Source organism: Streptomyces venezuelae (genome assembly GCF_008642315.1).
Lineage (GTDB): Bacteria > Actinomycetota > Actinomycetes > Streptomycetales > Streptomycetaceae > Streptomyces > Streptomyces venezuelae_D.
In genome coordinates this window covers 6,349,934-6,369,113 of the sequence record NZ_CP029192.1, presented here as the reverse complement: position 1 = coordinate 6,369,113, position 19,180 = coordinate 6,349,934, and the positions used below count along the sequence as shown (strand labels likewise).

Below are 19,180 nucleotides of genomic sequence, written 5' to 3'. Positions count from 1 at the left end.
GCCCGCCGATCTTCCCCCGTCGGCGGGCTGCCGCTTTCCCCGCGCGGTGGCCGAAAGCCGTCTGTCGGTCGGCTGTCGGTGTTTTGTCGGTGGGCTCTGACACCTTGGGGGCATGAACCGAATCGACATCACCCCCGGCGGCGCAGGGAGCGCGGTCACCGTGAGGGGACTGGTCAAGCACTACGGCGAGACCAAAGCACTGGACGGCGTGGACCTCGACGTGCGCGAGGGCACCGTCCTCGGCGTGCTCGGTCCCAACGGCGCGGGCAAGACCACCCTCGTGCGCTGCCTGTCCACCCTCATCACCCCGGACGCGGGCTCCGCCCTGGTCGCCGGGTACGACGTGGTGCGTCAGCCCCGCCAGCTCCGCCGCGTCATCGGCCTCACCGGGCAGTACGCGGCGGTGGACGAGAAGCTGTCGGGACGCGAGAACCTCTACATGATCGGGCGGCTGCTCGACCTGTCCCGCAAGGAGGCCAGGTCCCGCGCCGACGGTCTCCTGGAGCGGTTCTCGCTCACCGAGGCGGCCAAGCGCCCCGCCAGCACGTACTCCGGCGGCATGCGCCGCCGCCTCGACCTCGCCGCGTCGATGATCGGCAGCCCCTCCGTCCTCTACCTGGACGAGCCGACGACCGGCCTCGACCCCCGCACCCGCAACGAGGTGTGGGGCGAGGTCAAGCGCATGGTCGGCGACGGCGTGACGGTGCTGCTCACCACGCAGTACATGGAGGAGGCCGAACAGCTGGCCTCCGAGCTGACGGTCATCGACCGCGGCAAGGTCATCGCCAACGGCGGCATCGACGAGCTGAAGGCGAAGGTCGGCGGCCGCACCCTGCGCATCCGTCCGGCCGACCCGCTGGAGCTCGGCCCGCTCGCGAGCGCCCTCGACGACCTGGGCCTGACCGGCCTCGCCACCACCACGGTGGACACCGAGTCCGGCACGGTCCTCGTCCCGATCCTCAGCGACGAGCAGCTGACCGCCGTCGTCGGCGCGGTCACCGCGCGCGGCATCACCATCGGCTCGATAGCCACCGAACTGCCCAGCCTGGACGAGGTGTTCCTGTCCATCACCGGCCAGAAGGCCAGTGCCCCGCAGGACGCGCGTCCCACGGAACTCGAGGAGGTCGCCGTATGAGCGCCACCACACTCACGGCCACCCCCCTCAAGAAGGGCGAGGCGGACGCCCGCATCGGCCTGCGCGGCCATGTCCGGCACACCGGCGCGCTGGTCCGCCGCAATCTGCTGTGGATCAGGCAGGACCCGGAGTCGATGTTCGACGCGGTCCTGATGCCGATCGTCTTCACGCTCCTGTTCGTGTACGTCTTCGGCGGCTCCATCGGGCAGGCGCTCGGCGGCGGTCAGGACCAGTACGTGCAGTACGTGGTGCCCGGCATGATGGCGATGATGAGCATGAACATCGCGATGGCCGTCGGCACCGGCTTCAACCAGGACTTCCAGAACGGCATCATGGACCGCTTCCGGACCCTGCCGATCGGTCAGGGCTCGGTGCTCTTCGCCAAGATCGTGGTGGAGCTGATGCGGCTGCTCATCGCGACGACGATCATGATGATCGTCGGTGTCCTGGTGGGCTTCGACATCACCAACTGGGGCGGCCTGTTCGCCGCCGTCGGCCTCTCCGCCCTGTTCGGCACGTCCATCATGTGGATCTTCCTGGTCCTCGGCGTCTCGATGAAGAGCGCCCAGTCCGTGCAGGCGATGGGCTTCCTGGTCCTGATGCCGCTGCAGTTCGGCTCGTCGATCTTCGCGCCGACCCAGTCGATGCCGGGCTGGCTCCAGGGCTTCACCGACTACAACCCGCTGTCCGCGCTCGCGGACTCCGCGCGCGGACTGATGGTCGGCGGTCCCGTCGCCCACGACCTGTGGGTGACGGTGGGCTGGTCGGTGGCGCTCACGGTGGTCATGGCGCCCATCGCGATCCACAAGTTCCGCACGAAGAACTGATCACCGGGCCGCCCACGCGGCACACAGGGCGGTGACCTCCTCCAGGGAGAGGTCACCGCCCGACGCGTACGCCGCCTCGAACGCGTCGTCGCCGAGCGCGGCGCGGCACCGCTCGTCCGCGCCCTCCCGGATCTCCCGCTCCATGGTGGTCGCGAAGTGCCCGGGCGGCAGCTGGCCGTCGGAGACCGCGAGGAGCCGCGCCGCCTCGTACGCGTGCTCGCCCTCCCCGGCGAGCGCCATGACGACGATCGACAGGTGCACGGCCACCATCTGCGGGGCGACGATCCGCGACAGCGGATCGAGCGCCTTCCCGAATGCCTGGCACGCCCCCACGAGGCTCTCGGCGTACCGCCCGTCCAGCGCGTCGAACCAGGCGGTGACGCCGAGCACGGAACTGTCGAAGATCGCGTACCCGATACCGCTGAACTCCAGGCGCAGCAGGCGCAGTTGCTCGCGCGCCTCGTCGAGGCGGTGGCTGCGGCCGAGCGCCAGGGCGAGGAAGAGCCGGGCGGCGGGCAGGGCGTCGGTCGTGCGGTGCCGGCCCGGGTCGTCGAGGACCTCCCGCAGCAGCGCCTCACCCCGGTCGAAGAGGTCACGCCGCGCGGGCGAGTCCGTCAGGATCGAGCCGAGCCGGGCCTTGAGCAGCGCCACCTGGCTCTGCGCGTCGAGCTGCGCGGCGTACTCGATCGCGGCCTCGTAGTCCTTCGCGGCCGCCGCGAACTCACCGCGCCGCTCCCGCGATTCGCCGCGCGCGGCGAGCGCCTCGGCCATGCCCCACACGTCACCGATCCGCCGGAACGCCCGCAGCGCCTCGTCCGCGTCGCCCAGGGCGTCACCGGCCCAGTCGGTGCGGTTGGCGAAGATGTTGGCCCGCGTCTGGAGGGCGGCGGCGAGCTCCCATTCGTACCCGAGCGCACGGCAGGCGGCGACCGTCTCGTCGAGTACGTCCCGCAGCGCGTCCATGCCGCCGCCGAGCAGCACGGCGAAGAACCAGAGGTTGCCGGGGGTCCGGCAGGTCTGCGGGAGGCCGGGCCGGTAGGCGCGCCGGACGCCCTCCAGCCTGGTCGCCGCCTCCGGCGACTGCCAGTCCACCATGTCCATCTCCATGCAGGAGACGAGGAGCAGGTGCACGCCGCGGCGGGCCTCCACGAGGACCTCGGGGCGCATCGGCGGGGGCGCGTCCGTGCACGACTCGTACAGCGGGGGCGCGGGCTCGACGGGCGGCGCGAACGGGTCGGGGCCGAGGGCGGCGACGTCGCGGGACCAGTTGCGGGTCTCCAGGCGCAGGCCGCGGATCTGCCAGAACCAGGAGAGGGACAGGACGAGGCAGAGCGCCTCCTGTTCGTCCCGGGCGGCGACCGCGTGACGCAGGGCGGTGCGCAGGTTCTCGTACTCTGCCTCGAAACGCTCCACGGCGGCGAGTTGCCCGCGGCCCCGCAGCTCGGGGTCGGTGGTCCGCGCGACCTCGCGGTAGTGCACGAGGTGGGCGCGCTCGGCGGCGGCCCTGTCCCCCGACTCGTCGAGCCTCTCCCCCGCGTACTCGGCGACGGTCTCGAGGAGCCGGTAGCGCATGCCGCCGTCGGAGAGCGCCGCCGGGGCGGCGACGACGAGGGACTTGTCGACGAGGGATCCGAGCAGGTCCGCGACGTCGTGCGGGCTCCCGGGGACCGCGCACACCTCCTCCGCCGCGGTCAGGTCGCAGCCGCCCGCGAAGACCGCGAGGCGCCGCAGGACCGTGCGCTCGGCCTCGTCCAGGAGGTCCCAGGACCAGTCGACGACGGCCCGCAGCGTCTGCTGGCGCGGCAGGACCGTGCGGGCGCCGCTGGTGAGCAGCCGGAAGCGGTCGTCGAGACGGTCGGCGATCTGGCGTGGGGTGAGCATCCGCAGCCGGGCGGCGGCGAGTTCGATGGCGAGCGGCAGGCCGTCGAGGCGGCGGCAGATCTCGGCGGCGGCCGCCGGGTCCGCCCCGACGGTGAAGCCCGGCCGGGCCGCGGCGCCGCGGTCCGCGAAGAGGCGCAGCGCGACGGGCTCGGGCAGCGGCTCGACGGGCCGCAGCAACTCACCTGGTACGCCGAGGGGTTCACGGCTCGTGGCGAGGACCGTCACCCCGGGGCAGCGGGCGAGGAGTTCGTCGGCGAGGCGCGCCGCGGCCTCGACGACGTGCTCGCAGTTGTCGAGGACGATCAGCATGCGGCGCGCGCCGCAGTGCTCGACGAGCCGGGCGACGGGGTCCTTGCCCTGCCGCTCCGTCATGGCCCGCATCTCCTCGGCGCCGGCGCCGCGCAGCACGGTCTCGCGGGCGCCGAGCGCCGTGAGGACGGCGGCGGGGACGTCGGCGGGATCCTCGACCGGGGCGAGCTCGGCCAGCCACACGCCGTCCGGGTGACCTCCCGCGACGGCCTCGGCGACCTCCTGCGAGAGCCGCGTCTTCCCGGCGCCGCCGGGGCCCAGCAACGTCACGAGCCGCGCGCCGTCGAGGTCGCTCCGGAGCGCGTCGATGTCGGCCTCGCGGCCGACGAAGGAGGTGAGCCGGGCCCGGAGGTTGCCGGGGGCGCGGTCACGGGCGGGGGCGGGGGGCGGCTGCCTCAGCAACTCCTCGTGCAGGGCGCGGAGTTCGGGGCCCGGGTCGGCGCCGAGCCGGTCCGCCATGCCGCGCCGCACTCCTTCGTACGCCGAGAGCGCCTCCGCCGCGCGGCCCGTGTCGCGCAGGGCCCGCAGCCGCAACGCCTGCAGCGGTTCGTCCAGGGGGTACGTGTCGCAGAGCTCGGCGAGCTCGGGCAGGGCCCGCTCGGCGTCCCCCAGGGCGAGGGCCGCGGTCATCCTGGCGCGGCGGGCGTCGAGGTGGCGGGCCTGCCAGCGGGCGGTGTCCGCGGTGCGTTCGGGGAGGTCGGCGAGGGGCTCGCCGGTCCACAGGGCGAGCGCGTCGTCCAGGGCCGCGGCCGCCTTCGCCGCGTCGCCGTCCGCGAGGGCGCGGGTGCCGTCGGCGACGAGGCGGTCGAAGCGGAACACGTCGACGTCGTCCGGGTCCGCGCGGAGCCGGTAGCCGCCGTCCGCCGAGGCGACGGCGTCCGCGCCGAGCGTCCTGCGAAGGCGGGCCACCAGTGCCTGCAGCGCGCCGTTCGCGTCCGCGGGGGGATCGGCCGTCCATACGTCGTCGACGAGGGCCTGGGCGGGGACGAGGGAGCCGGGGCGCAGGGCGAGGGCGGTGAGGAGGGCGCGCAGGCGGGCGCCGCCGACGGGAACGGGGGTTCCGTCGGGGCGGGTGGCTCTGGTCGTCCCCAGCACGCGGTATCTCACCGGGACATTCTCCCTGACCCTCGACCGGGGCGGTCCTGGCCCGCCGCTCCGCGGCGGATGCCTCCCACCCGCCCGCCCGTTCGCCCCGCGACGTCCCGTGGGAGCAGGAGCCCCGGCCCGCCGCTCCGCGGCGGGTCACTCCCACCCACCCATTCACCCCGCGCCGTCCAGCGGGAGCAGGGGCCCGCCGACGGAGGCAGGCGGGCGGGGCGCGGGGCCGTACCGGTGAGCCACCTCCGCCTACACCTCCACCTACACCTCCACCTCCAGTGCCACCAGCACCCCCGTCTCCTCCCGGCGCAGCTTCGCCCCCGCCGCCGCCCTGCCCACGTGCTCGAAACGCTTCGGGCACCTGTCCACCGGGCGGAGGGTCCTCTTCCCCGGTACCAGGTTCTCCTCCAGAAAGCCCTGGCCGACCACCTGGATGCCACGGACCACCCCCGTCGTCCGCGGCCACTCGCCGCCGTGGTGCTCCACCCTGAGCAGGCCCCTCAGGTGCAGCCGCGGCGGCCACGCCCCCGATCCCGTCCACGGCACCGTCACCCCGCCCGAGCAGACCACCGGGCCGCCTCCCGCCGACTCCACCGGTCCCTCGATCTCGGTGAGTTCCGCCCGCCACTCGCGCTCGGGCGCCGTCGTGTCGACCATGAGCCGCCACGTCACCTCGTCGCCCACCGCGAACGGGTCACCGCAGCACTCCAGCTGCCAGTCCTCGTACATCACGTTCCATACGGTCATGCGCCCAGCGTCCCCGGAACCCGGCGCGGCGTGCGAGACGTTTTCGGTACGGTCGGCACGCCCGGCCGCCGCCGCCAGACTCCAGGAGCACCGCCCCATGACCACCACCCCCGTCCGCCGCTCCGACCGGCGGATCAGCCCCGTCTTCCTGGGGATCGCCGCCGTCACCGCGGTCTCCGGCTGGGCCGCCTGGACCGGTTTCGCCGACAACCCCGGGCTCGCCGTCTTCCTCTTCGTGACGGCCGCCTGGATCGTCTCGCTCTGCCTGCACGAGTACGCGCACGCGCGCACCGCGCTGCACAGCGGCGACATCTCCATCGGCGCGAAGGGCTATCTGACCCTCAATCCGCTCAAGTACACGCACGCGCTGCTCAGCATCGTGCTGCCCGTGCTGTTCGTGATCATGGGCGGCATCGGTCTGCCCGGTGGCGCCGTCTTCATCGAGCGCGGCCGCATCCGGGGCCGCTGGCGGCACAGTCTGATCTCGGCGGCGGGCCCGCTGACGAACGTGCTGTTCGCCCTCGTCTGCACGGCGCCGTTCTGGCTGCACGCCCTGGACGGCGTCCCGGACACGTTCCGCTACGCGCTCGGGTTCCTCGCCCTGCTCCAGGTGACCGCCGCGATCCTGAACTTCCTGCCCGTCCCGGGCCTGGACGGGTACGGCGTCATCGAACCGTGGCTCTCGCACAGGATCCGCCGCCAGGTGGAGCCGTTCGCGCCGTTCGGGCTGATCGCGGTCTTCGTCGTCCTGTGGATCCCGGAGGTCAACCGCGCCTTCTTCGACGCGATTGACGCGGTCCTGCGTTCCCTGGGCGTCACCGAGTGGGACACCTACTGGGGCCACGAGCTGTACCGCTTCTGGGAGGGGTCCCAGGAGATTCCTCCCAGGCCCTAGGGCTTTACGCCTGCGCCCGCTGCGCGTCCCGCTCCGCCTTGGCCCGCCGCAGGTAGAACCAGGCCATGTTCGACGAGAGCCCGGCGAGCAGCACCCACACGATGCCGAGCCAGCTGCCCTGCACGAAGGAGATCACGGCCGCGGCGACGGCGAGGGCGCAGACGACGAGGGCGTACACGGCGAGGCGGGGCATGGGGGTCGGCTCCTGTCGGGGAAAGCGTGCTGACGTACGCATCCAGTGTCCCCCATGCCCCGCCCCGGCCCCGCACGCCCCGGCGGTCTCTAGACGTCCGTGACGCGCAGGCCCGCGTGCGCCTTGTAGCGGCGGTTCACGGAGATCAGGTTGGCGACCAGCGACTCGACCTGGTGGGCGTTGCGGAGGCGGCCCGCGAAGACGCCGCGCATGCCGGGGATGCGGGCGGCGAGGGCCTGGATCGTGTCGGTGTCGGCGCGGCTCTCGCCGAGGACCATCACGTCCGTGTCGATCTCCTCGATCTCCGGGTCCTGGAGGAGCACGGCCGACAGGTGGTGGAAGGCGGCGGTGACGCGGGAGTCGGGGAGCAGCGCGGCGGCCTGCTCGGCGGCGCTGCCCTCCTCGGGCTTGAGGGCGTAGGCGCCCTTCTTGTCGAAGCCGAGCGGGTTCACGCAGTCGACGACGAGCTTGCCGCTCAGCTCCTCGCGGAGCCCTTCGAGGGTCTTGGCGTGGCCGTCCCACGGCACGGCGACGATCACGATGTCGCTGCGCCGGGCGCACTCCGCGTTGTCCGCGCCCTCGACGCCGTGGCCGAGCTCGTCGGCGGCGGCCCGCGCACGCTCGGCGGCGCGGGAGCCGATGATCACCTTCTGGCCCGCGCGGGCGAGGCGGTAGGCGAGCCCCCGCCCCTGGTCGCCGGTGCCGCCGAGCACGCCGACGACGAGCCCGGACACGTCGGGCAGCTCCCAGGGGTCCTTGGCGGGGGCCTTCTGCACACTGTCGTTGGAAGTCATGCGGCGACCTTACTCAGCCGTACGTCACGTCAGTTCCGCGACCGGCACCCGGCGGAACGTGATCGTCTCGTACGCGCTGAAGTCACCGGTCTCGTAGAGCAGCCCGACGGTCTCCGCGTCGAGGCGCACGAGGTCGGAGTACGCGGCGGGGAGCCCGTCGACCGTGTGGGCGACCTGCCAGGTCGTGCCGCCGTCGGTGGAGCGGCGCACGGTCATGAGCGCGCGGAAGCCCGGGTCGGCGGGGCCGGAGAAGAGGAGCACGTCGGGGTCGCGCAGCTGGAGGACGCTGCCCTCGACGACGGGGCCGGTGAGGCCGGCCTGGGGGCGGAAGGGTCGGGCCAGGCTGTGGCCGCCGTCGTGGGAGTGGGCGTCGCCCCGGGTGCCGGGGGCCGGGGAGTCGTTGCGGGTGTTGAAGTAGACGCGGCCGTCGGGGAGTTCGGCGGCGGTGGTCTCGTTCACGTTGATGTAGCCGTTGGTGTTGTCGTCGATGTAGCCGATGCGCCAGGTCGCGCCCGCGTCGTCGCTGAGCAGGCAGTGTCCGCCGTTGTACTTCCCCTCGGTGCCGTTGTCGGCTCCGGAGGGCGGCAGGGAGTGGTTGGCGGGGACCAGCACCCGGCCCGTGGTGAGCTGCACGGCGTGCCCGGGTGTCGTCGCGTACCACCGCCAGTTCGCCCGCTTGGTCTGGCCGGTGATCTCGCGCGGGGCGCTCCAGGTGAGGCCGTCGTCGTCGCTGTGCTGCACCCAGACGCGGCGTCCGGCAGCGGCGGAGACCTGGCCGCGGCGGATGGCGTCCTCGGTGGCCGCGGCGGCGTTCCTGACCTGGACGAGGAGGACGCGTCCGGTGTCCAGGACTACGGGGGCGGGGTTGCCCGCGAGGTCGGCGCCGTTCTTGCCGACGACCTGGAGCGGGCCCCAGGTGCGGCCGCCGTCGGCGGAGCGCTTGAGGACGATGTCGATGTTGCCGAAGTCGTCCTGGGAGCCGACGCGGCCCTCGCAGAAGGCGAGGACGGTGCCGGTCGTGCTGGTGACGACGGCGGGGATGCGGAAGCTCGCGTATCCCTCGCGGCCCGCCCGGAAGGGAACAGATGTCTCAGCAGTCATCCCCCGCCCTTCCCCTGCGCGGGGGAATTCCCCGTGAACGCCCGGTGACGAGTGGCCTGTTGCTGCATGATGCGACGCCATGGACGCCGTTCGGGTCGCGCTGCTGCGCGAAGTGCTCGCCGGGACGGAGTGGCTGGGCGCCACCCGCCGCTTCGCCGGGACGCTGCGGACCTCCGTCGTGCCGCACGGCGGCGGGCTGCTGCTCGTGGGCACGGAGGCGTACGAGCCGTGGCACCTGGCCGCGCACCTCGTCGACGAGGCGGCCTGGTCGGGTACGCCGGAGCTGACCCCGACGCTCGTGCGCCACCGGGTCCTCGCCACGGACCCGGCGCATCTGTCGACGGGGCTCGGCCGCATCGAGGCGGCACGGCGCGGCGAGACGCTGCTCGTGGTGGCGCCGGACGCGCCGGACCCGGAGCTGCTCACGCGGGTGCACGACGCGCGGCGGGCCGGCGCGACGGTGCTCGCGCTCGACGCCGGGGACCGGGACCTGGCGGCGCTCTCGCACGAGGTCCTCGCCGTACCCGAGACGCCGGAGCTCGACCTCGACACGGTCCAGCACCTGGTGAGCGCGGCGGCCGGCGAGAACGCGCTGCCCGCGGCGCGGGGCCGCAGGCGGCTGCGCGACCGTCTTTCCCGGCTCGCCGACCAGCTGACGTCTCCGCCGCCGACGCGGTGGTGAGTGCGGAGCGAACAGAAATAAGTTGCTCACCGCACCGGTCTGCGCAGAGCATGACTCTTCGTGCCTCTCTCCGCGATACTGCCCGATCTCTCCCCCTGGCGATCCACCCGTGACTTCCGGTTGCTGTGGGTGCAGGGGCTCGTCACCACGTTCGGCAGTTTCATGGCCCTGGTCGCCCTGCCGCTCCAGATCAAGGAGCTGACGGACTCACCGGTCGCGGTCGGCGCGATGGGCGCGGTGGAGTTGGTGCCCCTGATCGTCTTCGGTCTGTACGGCGGGGCGCTCGCCGACGCCGTGGACCGGCGCAAGGTGATCCTCCTGACCGAGGCGGGCCTCGGTCTCCTCGCCGTCGTCCTCCTGGTGAACGCGCTGCTGCCCGAGCCGCTGCTGTGGCCGCTGTACGTCGTGGCGGCCGGTGTCTCCGCGCTCGCCGGGTTGCAGCGGCCCGCCCTGGACTCCCTGATGGCGCGGATCGTGCCGCACGACCAGCTGACGGCGGCCGCGGCGCTGAACTCGCTGCGGTGGAACGTGGGCGCCATCGCGGCGCCCTCCCTCGCGGGCATCGTCGTCGCGTACGCGGGCCACGCCTCGGCGTACGGGGTCACGGCCGTCTGCTTCGTGCTCTCCGTCGCGCTGTGCACCCGTCTCTCCCCGGCGCCCGCCGCCCACGACGCGGAGAAGCCGTCGCTGAAGGGGCTCGCGGAGGGCGCGCGGTACGCGTGGTCACGGCCGGTGCTGCTCGGTACGTACGCGATCGACATGGCGGCGATGTTCTTCGCCTTCCCGAACACGATCTTCCCGTTCCTCGCGGACGACCTGGACGCGAAGTGGGCGCTGGGCCTGATGTACGCGGCCGGGGCGGTCGGGTCCCTGGTGTTCAGCCTCACCAGCGGATGGACGTCGCGGGTGCGGCGGCACGGGCTGCTCGTCGTGTTCGGGGCGGCGGGCTGGGGCCTCGCGATCACCGCGGCGGGCTGGCTCTCCAACATCTGGCTGGTGCTCGTCTGCCTGGCGTTCGCGGGCGCCGGGGACATGGCGAGCGGGCTCGGGCGCTCCACGATCTGGAACCAGACGATCCCGGACGAGCTGCGCGGGCGGCTCGCCGGGATCGAGGTCCTGTCGTACAGCGTCGGCCCGCAGCTCGGGCAGGTCCGCGCGGGCACGGCGGCCGGCTGGACCGGCACACGGCCCGCGATCTGGTCGGGCGGCCTCGCCTGCCTGGCCTCGGTCGGCATCCTCGCGGCGGTGCTGCCGAAGCTCGTCTCGTACGACGCGACGACGGACCCGGACGCGAAGCGACGCAGGGAGGCGGGCGAAACGCCGGAGCCGGTGGCCCCGTAAGGGGCGCGGGGAACAGCGCGACCAGCCACCCCCGGCCCGCGGAGGCCCACCGGCTCCGGAAACCCCCTACGTGTCGCCGTCCTCGCCCCGCGCACTCGCGTCATGCCACTTGGGATCGTTCTCCCATTCGAGATTCCGCTCCTGAGCGGTCTGCATCGCGTGCTGCGCCTCCTCGCGGGACGCGTAGGGCCCCATCCGGTCCTTGCCGGGGCAGTCAGGGCCCTCCTCGACCTTTCCGTGCTCCAGGCAGTAGAACCACTCGCCCGGCTTGCCGACTGTGCGCTTCTTGAACAGCGCCATGCCCCGCTCCTTCCGTCCCCGTTCGGGTACCGCTCTCCGAGACCATGCTGCCCCACGACGGCTGGCTAGACTCGCTGGCATGTCTGGCCAGTCACTGCTCGTCCCGGGGGAGCTCTCTCCCCACCGTTCCGTCCCCGGCGCCATCCGCCGCCCGGAGTACGTGGGGAAACCCGCGCCGACCCCGTACTCGGGACCCGAGGTGCAGACCCCCGAGACCATCGAGCTGATGCGTACCGCGGGCCGCATCGCCGCCCGCGCCATGGAAGAGGCCGCGAAGCACATCGCGCCGGGCGTCACCACCGATGAGCTGGACCGCGTCGCGCACGAGTACATGTGCGACCACGGGGCCTACCCCTCCACGCTCGGCTACCGCGGCTTCCCGAAGTCGCTGTGCAGCTCGGTCAACGAGGTCATCTGCCACGGGATCCCGGACTCGACCGTCCTGAACGACGGCGACATCATCAACCTCGACGTGACGGCGTACATCGGCGGCGTGCACGGCGACAACAACGCCACCTACCTCGTGGGCGACGTCGACGACGAGTCGAAGCTGCTCGTCGAGCGGACCAGGGAGTCCCTCAACCGCGCCATCAAGGCCGTCAAGCCCGGCCGCCAGATCAACATCATCGGCCGGGTCATCGAGTCGTACGCCAAGCGCTTCGGCTACGGCGTGGTGCGCGACTTCACCGGCCACGGCATCAACACGTCGTTCCACTCCGGCCTGATCGTCCCGCACTACGACAGCCCGCACGCCACGACCGTCATCCAGCCCGGCATGACGTTCACGATCGAGCCGATGCTGACGCTCGGCACGCACGAGTACGACATGTGGGAGGACGGCTGGACCGTCGTCACCAAGGACAGGAAGCGGACCGCTCAGTTCGAGCACACGCTGGTGGTGACGGACACCGGGGCGGAGATCCTGACGCTGCCCTGAGCAGGATTTCGTCCAGGAGGTTCCGCGGGCCTCAGGCGGGTAGCGTTTTTACCGACAGGATGTCGGGAACCAGTTGACTTAGGTAAGCCTAACTTGCATGATCTGCGGAGGGCGCACCGGTTCCCGCCATTCCGTCAGCCCACGGCTCCCCTGGAGGCATCGCATGGTCACGCCGCACCCGCCGCTCACGCCGTTCTCGACGGTCATCCGCACCGCGTCCCACGAGCAGCACACCGAGGCGGAGACCTCGTCCTTCATGAGCGACCTCCTCGGCGGCAGGCTCGGCGTCGACGCGTACACGCGGTACACGGAACAGCTCTGGTTCGTGTACCGCGCCCTGGAGGACGGCGCCCGCGCGCTGCGCGAGGACCCCATCGCCGGGCCGTTCATACGGCCCGAGCTGGCCCGCGTCGGCGAGCTGGAGCGCGACCTCGCGCATCTGCGGGGCGCGGACTGGCGCGCGGGCCTCACCCCGCTGCCCGCCACGGAGGCGTACGCGGCCCGGGTCGAGGAGTGCGCCCGCACCTGGCCCGGCGGGTACGTCGCCCACCACTACACGCGGTACCTGGGCGACCTCTCCGGCGGCCAGATCATCCGCGGCAAGGCCGAGCAGACCTGGGGCTTCGCCCGCAAGGGAGACGGCGTGCGGTTCTACGTCTTCGAGGGCATCTCCAACCCGGCCGCGTTCAAGCGGAGTTACCGCGAGCTGCTCGACGGGATCGACGCGGTGGTCACGGACGAGCTGGAGAAGAAGCGGATCGTCGACGAGTGCAAGTTCGCTTTCGCTCTGAATACGGCGGTGTTCCGTGAGCTCGGGGACGAGTTTCCGCTGACCGCCTGACCGGTGGACGACTCGGGGGCTCCGCCCCCGGGCCCCCGCTCCTCAAACGCCGGAGGGGCTGAATTACCCGCCCGTCGGGCTGAATTGACCGTCTGGCCGGCTGAATTCCACTCTGCCGCCCACCTCGATCACGTTCCCCGGACCCGGCGCCGTGAGGATCTGTGAGCCGCGGCCCTGCGTGATGTTGAGGGCGCGGCCCAAGTCGTGGGTGAGCAGGAGTGCCGCCGCGCCCGTCGCCTCGTCCTCGTCGATGCCGTCGTTCCGGCCGGGGAACGCCCGTGCTCGTACGCGCCCCGCGGCCTCGTCCTGCCACGCCCAGGCGTAGACCCACTCCCCCGGCGGCGGCACGTCGAGCGCGTCGACCTCCGCCGCCGTCCCGTACCGTCGCAGCGTCCTCGGCGGCGCCCACTCCGCGCGGGCCGAGATCCACGTGAACTCGCCGTCCTGACGTGACGTCACCACCCCTGCGGGCGTGACCAGTTCGGGCAGGTCGAGGAGCCATGCCGTGCCGACGCAGGGGTGACCCGCGAAGGGCAGCCGCAGGGTGGGCGTGTAGATGTCGATGACACCGCGTTCCGGGTCGTCGACGAAGACCGTCTCGCTGAAGCCGAGCTTGCACGCCAGCGCCTGGCGGTCCTCGCGGACAGGCGTGCGGGCCCCGTCGCGCACGACACCGAGTTCGTTGCCGTGCCGACCGTCGGGCCCGCAGAAGACGCGTACTACGTCGAATGGTTCAGTCACCCGGGCATTGAAGCATCACACCGCTTCGGGGCCCCGTCGCCGCCGTGCCGCGACGACCGCGCCCGCGCCCGCCGCCAGCGCCACACCCGCCGCGCCGAGCAGCGCGGTGGAGGGGACGGAGGAGCCGGTGGCCGCGAGTGTGCCCGTACCGCCGCCGACCGCGCCTCCGCCGCCGACCGATCCCGAGCCCGTCGTGCCGGTGCCCTTGGTGCCCGTGCCGCCCGCCTCTCCGCCGTCGGCCTCCGGAAGGTTCGCGCCCGCCTTGGCGGAGAGCGCGACCGTCACCGGGTCGAGCTTCTCGCCCGGCTCGTACGGGGAGCCGGTCGTGTCGTTGGCGAACTGCTCCGCGCCCGCCGCCGTGAGGGTCGCGGGCACCTTGTCGAAGTGCACCACGTCGTTCTTGGGCCGGTACGAGACCCCGGAGAGGTCCAGCGTGGCGAACTGCACGTCGTTGTTGGTGCCCTTGGGCGTGGTGACGTCGGCGAGCAGCGTGCCCTTGGTGCCGTTCGCCCGCACCTTGAGGTCGCCGAACTTCATGTCGATGCCGTGCGCCTTGTACGTGAAGCGGACGCTGCCGCCGAAGGACGCGTCGGCCTTCTTCGCGTCGGAGTCCAGGTCCGCCTTGGCGTAGGGGAACCGGAAGCCGCTGGAGATCTTCTTCGCGCCGCCCGCGACGGTCGCCTCGCCGCCGGTGGAGATGTACTTGCGGAAGGACTCCTTCAGCCCCCAGGACAGCGAGCCGTCGACCACTCCGGCCGGGGTGGCCGCCGCGGGCTTCTGGGGCTTTTCGGCCGCGGGCTGCCGCGACTTGGTGGGCTCGGGGCGCTTGGGGGGCTTCGGGTGCCTGGGGGTCTCGGCGGGCTTCGTCGGTTCGGCGGGCGCGGGGGGCTCCGCGGGCACGGGCCCGCCGGGCGTCACCGTGAGCGTGGCCGGGTCCAGCTTCTCGCCCTTCGCGTACATGCCGTTGAACGCCTTGGCGCCCTTCTCGGTGAGCGTCGCCGGTATGTCCTTGAAGACCATCGCGCCGCCTTCGCCCCCGCCCTGGCCGGGGCCGACCGCGCTCAGGTCGAGCAGGGCCAGGTCGATGTCGTTCTGCTTGGCGCCGTTGAGCGTCACATCGGCGCGGATGGCGCCGGTCTTGCCCTTGGTGCGGACCTTGACGTCGGCGATGCTGATGTCGAACTTGTGGAGCGCCGACGTGAAGCGGACGTCGCCCTTGAAGGCGGTGTCGGTGGCGTGCGTGCCGGTGTCGTACGTCCCCTTGCCACCGGAGAACGTGAACACCCCGTTGTCCGCGGCCTGCGTGGCGCCGTTCTTCGCCTCGATCTTGCCGTGGGCCATGCCCATGACGTACTTCCGGAAGGACTCCTTCACACCCCACTGCAGCGTGCCGTCCTTCAGCTCCAGCTTCGGCGGGGCGGGCTTCTTGGCACCGCCACCGCCGTCGGCGGCGAGCGCGGGCAGCGTCAGGGCGCTCGCGCCGAGGGCGACAGCGGTCGCGACGGCTGCCGCGAAGGTCATGGAACGACGGGTGGCGGCCATGATCAGGCTTCTCCTTGGGAGAGAGGGAGGGGGTGAGGAGGGAGCGGGGGGGGGAGGTGGTCAGGAGTCGTCGGGGTCGGGCGTCGGCGTGTCGGTCGCCGCCCGCCTCTTGCGTACGACGCCGAAGGCGACCGCCGCGGCGAGCAGTACCGCTACGCCCGCGCCGACGCCGATGGGCACGGCGTTCGACGAGGAGTCGGCGGATTTCGCGGCGTTCTCGGTCTTCGGCTGCGCGTGCTTCTCCGGCTTCTCCGGTGCGGAGTCAGGCCGCGCGGACGAGCCGAGGTCGGGCAGCGCGGGGAGCTTCGCGTCCGTGTCGAGGGCGACGGCGAGCGACAGGGGGTCCATCGCGGAACCCGCCCTGTACATGCCGCCGAACGCCTCGGCGCCCTCGGCGGTGAGCTTCGACGGCACCTCGGCGAGGGAGACGAGGCCGTCCTTCGGCTTCAACTCCTTCTCCCCCGCCGGGAAGGTGATCAGCGGGGCGTCCTTGAGGGTCGCGCCGCGGTCGCCCTTGCTGTCGACGTCCGCCGACAGCGTGCCCTTGCCGTCCTTCACCTCGACGGCGATTCCGGCGAGCGTCAGGTCGAGGCCGTGCGCGCCGGTGAAGCGCACCGATCCGGCGAAGTCCGCGGCGAGGGTGTGCTTCTTCTCGTCGTACGTGCCCTCGCCCTTCGGGAAGCGGAAGAGCGCGCCCCCGTCCTGGGCGCCGGCGGACAGTTTCCATTCGCCCTCGGCGATGGGCCCGGTGACGTACTCGCGGAAGGTGCGGCGCACGCCCCAGTCGACGGCGGCGTTCTCGATGCGCCCCGCCTTCGCCTTCTCTTTCCCCTTCGCCTTGCCGTCCGAAGGGGCCTTCTCGGGTTCGGACTCGGGCGCCGACTTCGCGACCAGGTCCGTCGACAGGCTCACCGGGTCGAGCGCGGTGCCCGCCGGGTAGTACCCGGCGAACGCCTTGGCGCCCTGTGACGTGAGTGTCGCGGGGAGGCTGTTGAGGGCGATCGGCCCCGTGCCGCCCTTCATGTCGATGCCGGAGACATTGAGCGAGGCGAGCGGCACCTGCGGGGTCGAGGTGACCTTGCCGGTGCCCTTCTCCTTGCTGACCATGTCGGCGTAGAGCGTGCCGGAGCCGCCGGAGACCTTCACGGTGGGGCGGCTGATCGTGAGGTCGAGCTCGTACGAGCCGCCCTTCTTGTGGCCGGTGAAGCGCACCCCGCCGGAGAACCCGGCGCCGAACGTCCCGCTCTCCGGGTCGTACGAGCCCTTCGCCGAGTGGAAGCGGAACTGGCTGCCGCCGACCGTGGCGGCGCCCCCTTGCAGGGTCGAACCGCCGTGGGCGATGGGCCCGGTGACGTAGCTCTGGAAGGAGGACTTGATGCCCCAGTCGAGCCGACCGCCCCGGACCGTGCGGTCGTCGGCGTGCGCGGCGGCCGCCGGGAACAGGGCTCCGGCCAGTGCGGTGAGCGCGGCCACGGTTCCTGCGCGGCCGATGGCGCGCGCCTGTCCGGACGACGGCATGGGGATCTCCTCCAGCTCTGCCAGGGCCTGGCTAATTAGGTAAGGCTAACCTAAACTACGATCACTCCGGACTGGAAGACCACAACCGGAATCCGGCCGGACCCGACCGGAACCGACCGGCTCCGATCCCTCGGGGCAGGCATCAACTACGCGACAGGACGGTGGACTTCGGTGCGTATGGCGCGCTCACTCCGTATCGCCGGCGCATGGGCCGCCGTGCTCGCGCTCGGCCTGACCGGGTGCGGGACGTCGGACGACGGCGGCGGGCGGACACCGAAGACGGGCACCGGGGCGGCGGCCTCGGCGCCCGACCGGGTCGAACCGCTGGCGGCCCGGCCGAAGGCCGAACTCCCCGCCACCGTCACCTCCGCCGACGGCCACCGGGTGACCGTGCAGGACACCAGCCGCATCGTGCCGCTCACCGGCAGCCTGAACGAGATCGTCTTCACCCTGGGCCTCGGCGGGAACGTCGTCGCCCGCGACATCACCGCCACCTTCGAACAGGCGAAGAAGCTGCCGGTGGTGACGCGCGCGCACGACGTCTCGGCGGAGAGCGTGCTCTCGCTCGAACCGTCCGTCGTCCTCGCCGACTCCACCACCGGCCCCGCCGAGGCCCTCGACCAGATCCGCGACGCGGGCATCCCCCTCGTCGTGTTCGACCCCGCGAAGAGCCTCGCCGACGTGGGCCCGCGCATCGAGGCGGTGGCGAAGACCCTGGGCGTCGAGAAGGCGGGCGCCGAGCTGACCGCGCGCACCGAGCGGCGGATCGACGCGGTCCGTGACGACATCCCCGCCGGGACCCGCGGAAAGAAGCCGCGGGTCGCCTTCCTCTATCTGCGCGGCTCCGCATCCGTGTATCTGCTGGGCGGCCGCGAGTCGGGGGCGGGTTCGCTCCTGGAGGCGGCGGGCGCGGTCGACGCGGGCAAGGAGTCCGGGCTGCGCAAGGACTTCACCGCGATCACCAGCGAGGCGCTCGCCAAGGCCGCGCCGGACGCGATCCTCGTGATGACGAAGGGCCTGGACTCGGTGGGCGGCGTCGACGGTCTCCTGAAGGTGCCGGGCGTCGCCGAGACCCCCGCGGGCCTCGACCGCCGCGTCGTCTCCGTCGACGACGGCGTCCTCCTCAACTACGGCCCACGCACCGACCAGGTCCTCAAGTCCCTGGTGAAGCAGTTGTACGCGGGCGACTCCGCGTCATGAGCCTGTTGACCGGGCCCGGGGCCCGAAGGACCACCCCCGCGGCCCCCGACGAGCCCCCTCGGACCCGCCGGGGCGCCGCCCTCCCGCTGACCGTCGGCCTCGCCGCCGCCCTCGTCGTCCTGTGTCTGGTCTCCGCGGGCGTCGGCGCGTACGACATCCCGCTCGGCGACGTCGTCTCCTCCGTGCAGCACCGCATGGGGCTCGGCGGGGCCGCGCTCGACCGGGTCGGCGAGAGCGTGCTGTGGAACGTGCGGCTGCCGCGCGTCGTGCTCGCCCTCCTCGTCGGCGCCTCGCTCGGCTGCGCGGGCGCCCTGATGCAGGGCGTGTTCGGCAATCCGCTCGCCGAACCCGGCGTGATCGGGATCTCGTCGGGCGCCGCCGTCGGCGCCGTCGCCTCCATCGCGCTCGGCTTCTCCTTCTTCGGGAACTGGACCGTCACCGTCTGCGCGTTCGTCGCCGGGCTCGCGACCGTCCTGCTCGTGTACGCCATGTCGCGCGAAGGCGGCCGCACGGAAGTCGTCACGCTGATCCTCACCGGCATCGCCGTGAACGCCTTCGCGGGCGCCCTCATCGGCCTGTGCATCTTCTTCGCGGACAACGCGCAGATCAGCCAGATCACGTTCTGGCAGCTCGGCTCGCTCGCCCAGGCGACGTGGCCGAAGGTCCTCGCCGTGCTGCCCTGCGCGCTGCTCGGCCTCGCCGTCGCGCCGCTGTACTCCCGAAAGCTGGACCTCCTGTCGCTCGGCGAACGGCCCGCCGGACACCTGGGCGTGGACGTGGAACGGCTGCGGCTCGTGCTCGTCCTCGTGGTGGCGCTGCTGACCGCGGCGGCCGTGTCCGTCGCCGGGATCATCACCTTCGTCGGCCTCCTCGTCCCCCATCTGCTGAGGATGGCCGCGGGCCCCGGGCACCGCTTCCTCGTGCCCGGGAGCGCGCTCGGCGGTGCGCTGGTCCTCGTCGTGGCCGATCTGGCCGCGCGCACGCTGGCCGCGCCCGCCGAGCTGCCGCTCGGTGTGCTGACCGCGCTCTTCGGCAGCCCGTTCTTCTTCTGGCTGCTGCGCAGGACCCGTCGCAGGCAGGGAGGCTGGGCGTGAACGG

Annotated in this window: 18 protein-coding genes; 9 read left to right on the top strand and 9 right to left on the bottom strand. The window is 72.6% G+C overall.

Annotated elements, in window-relative coordinates:
* The first annotated feature begins 112 nt into the window (after positions 1-112).
* Positions 113-1,135, top strand: coding sequence for an ATP-binding cassette domain-containing protein (locus DEJ48_RS27935; protein ID WP_150218989.1), 1,023 nt, complete (start codon positions 113-115; stop codon positions 1,133-1,135).
* Positions 1,132-1,962 carry an ABC transporter permease gene (locus tag DEJ48_RS27930; RefSeq protein ID WP_150218988.1) on the top strand — a complete coding sequence of 277 codons (831 nt, stop codon included), beginning with the start codon at positions 1,132-1,134 and terminating at the stop codon, positions 1,960-1,962. Before DEJ48_RS27935 ends, DEJ48_RS27930 begins: the two co-directional genes overlap by 4 nt.
* Here DEJ48_RS27930 and DEJ48_RS27925 read toward each other — a convergent pair whose 3' ends face one another.
* Together DEJ48_RS27925 and DEJ48_RS27920 are read right to left on the bottom strand one after the other, a co-directional pair.
* Positions 1,963-5,259: an ATP-binding protein gene (locus DEJ48_RS27925; RefSeq protein WP_150218987.1), complete on the bottom strand. Its 3,297-nt coding sequence runs from the start codon at positions 5,257-5,259 to the stop codon at positions 1,963-1,965.
* 252 nt (positions 5,260-5,511) lie between these two features.
* Positions 5,512-5,997: a DUF6578 domain-containing protein gene (locus DEJ48_RS27920; RefSeq protein WP_150218986.1), complete on the bottom strand. Its 486-nt coding sequence runs from the start codon at positions 5,995-5,997 to the stop codon at positions 5,512-5,514.
* Positions 5,998-6,094: 97 nt separating this feature from the next.
* On the opposite strand from DEJ48_RS27920, the gene DEJ48_RS27915 reads away from it, so the two are divergent.
* Complete coding sequence (locus tag DEJ48_RS27915) at positions 6,095-6,892, top strand: site-2 protease family protein (RefSeq protein WP_150218985.1); 798 nt, start codon at positions 6,095-6,097, stop codon at positions 6,890-6,892.
* 4 nt (positions 6,893-6,896) lie between these two features.
* Here DEJ48_RS27915 and DEJ48_RS27910 read toward each other — a convergent pair whose 3' ends face one another.
* The 3 genes from DEJ48_RS27910 to DEJ48_RS27900 all read right to left on the bottom strand — a co-directional run bounded on the left by DEJ48_RS27910 (position 6,897) and on the right by DEJ48_RS27900 (position 8,980).
* Complete coding sequence (locus DEJ48_RS27910; RefSeq protein WP_150218984.1) at positions 6,897-7,085, bottom strand: hypothetical protein; 189 nt, start codon at positions 7,083-7,085, stop codon at positions 6,897-6,899.
* An 89-nt stretch (positions 7,086-7,174) separates the two neighbouring features.
* Positions 7,175-7,879 carry an NADPH-dependent F420 reductase gene (gene npdG / locus DEJ48_RS27905; RefSeq protein ID WP_150218983.1) on the bottom strand — a complete coding sequence of 235 codons (705 nt, stop codon included), beginning with the start codon at positions 7,877-7,879 and terminating at the stop codon, positions 7,175-7,177.
* A gap of 24 nt (positions 7,880-7,903) precedes the next feature.
* Complete coding sequence (locus tag DEJ48_RS27900; RefSeq protein WP_150218982.1) at positions 7,904-8,980, bottom strand: sialidase family protein; 1,077 nt, start codon at positions 8,978-8,980, stop codon at positions 7,904-7,906.
* Positions 8,981-9,059: 79 nt separating this feature from the next.
* Here DEJ48_RS27900 and DEJ48_RS27895 point away from each other — a divergent pair, with 79 nt between their 5' ends.
* Positions 9,060-9,662 (top strand): hypothetical protein, encoded by a 603-nt coding sequence (locus tag DEJ48_RS27895; RefSeq protein WP_150218981.1) that lies wholly within the window; start codon positions 9,060-9,062, stop codon positions 9,660-9,662.
* Positions 9,663-9,722: 60 nt separating this feature from the next.
* Positions 9,723-11,003 (top strand): MFS transporter, encoded by a 1,281-nt coding sequence (locus DEJ48_RS27890; RefSeq protein WP_150218980.1) that lies wholly within the window; start codon positions 9,723-9,725, stop codon positions 11,001-11,003.
* Between the two features lie 66 nt (positions 11,004-11,069).
* Here the strand turns inward: DEJ48_RS27890 and DEJ48_RS27885 are convergent, their stop codons facing one another.
* A complete protein-coding gene (locus DEJ48_RS27885) occupies positions 11,070-11,303 on the bottom strand; it encodes a hypothetical protein (RefSeq protein ID WP_150218979.1) in 234 nt (77 codons plus the stop codon).
* A 79-nt stretch (positions 11,304-11,382) separates the two neighbouring features.
* Here DEJ48_RS27885 and map point away from each other — a divergent pair, with 79 nt between their 5' ends.
* A complete protein-coding gene (gene map / locus DEJ48_RS27880) occupies positions 11,383-12,240 on the top strand; it encodes a type I methionyl aminopeptidase (protein WP_150218978.1) in 858 nt (285 codons plus the stop codon).
* A 163-nt stretch (positions 12,241-12,403) separates the two neighbouring features.
* Positions 12,404-13,081: a heme oxygenase (biliverdin-producing) gene (locus DEJ48_RS27875; RefSeq protein WP_150218977.1), complete on the top strand. Its 678-nt coding sequence runs from the start codon at positions 12,404-12,406 to the stop codon at positions 13,079-13,081.
* 63 nt (positions 13,082-13,144) lie between these two features.
* On the opposite strand, the gene DEJ48_RS27870 is transcribed toward DEJ48_RS27875, so the two are convergent.
* The 3 genes from DEJ48_RS27870 to DEJ48_RS27860 are packed head-to-tail and all read right to left on the bottom strand — an operon-like array spanning position 13,145 to position 16,882.
* Positions 13,145-13,822: a PhzF family phenazine biosynthesis protein gene (locus DEJ48_RS27870; protein WP_150218976.1), complete on the bottom strand. Its 678-nt coding sequence runs from the start codon at positions 13,820-13,822 to the stop codon at positions 13,145-13,147.
* Positions 13,823-13,837: 15 nt separating this feature from the next.
* The gene (locus tag DEJ48_RS27865; protein ID WP_150218975.1) at positions 13,838-15,364 is read right to left on the bottom strand and encodes an HtaA domain-containing protein; all 1,527 of its coding nucleotides are present in this window, start codon (positions 15,362-15,364) and stop codon (positions 13,838-13,840) included.
* Positions 15,365-15,424: 60 nt separating this feature from the next.
* Complete coding sequence (locus DEJ48_RS27860) at positions 15,425-16,882, bottom strand: HtaA domain-containing protein (protein WP_150218974.1); 1,458 nt, start codon at positions 16,880-16,882, stop codon at positions 15,425-15,427.
* A gap of 177 nt (positions 16,883-17,059) precedes the next feature.
* Here DEJ48_RS27860 and DEJ48_RS27855 point away from each other — a divergent pair, with 177 nt between their 5' ends.
* Positions 17,060-18,082 (top strand): hemin ABC transporter substrate-binding protein, encoded by a 1,023-nt coding sequence (locus DEJ48_RS27855; protein ID WP_150218973.1) that lies wholly within the window; start codon positions 17,060-17,062, stop codon positions 18,080-18,082.
* A complete protein-coding gene (locus DEJ48_RS27850) occupies positions 18,079-19,176 on the top strand; it encodes a FecCD family ABC transporter permease (protein WP_150218972.1) in 1,098 nt (365 codons plus the stop codon). Before DEJ48_RS27855 ends, DEJ48_RS27850 begins: the two co-directional genes overlap by 4 nt.
* Positions 19,177-19,180: the final 4 nt, after the last annotated feature.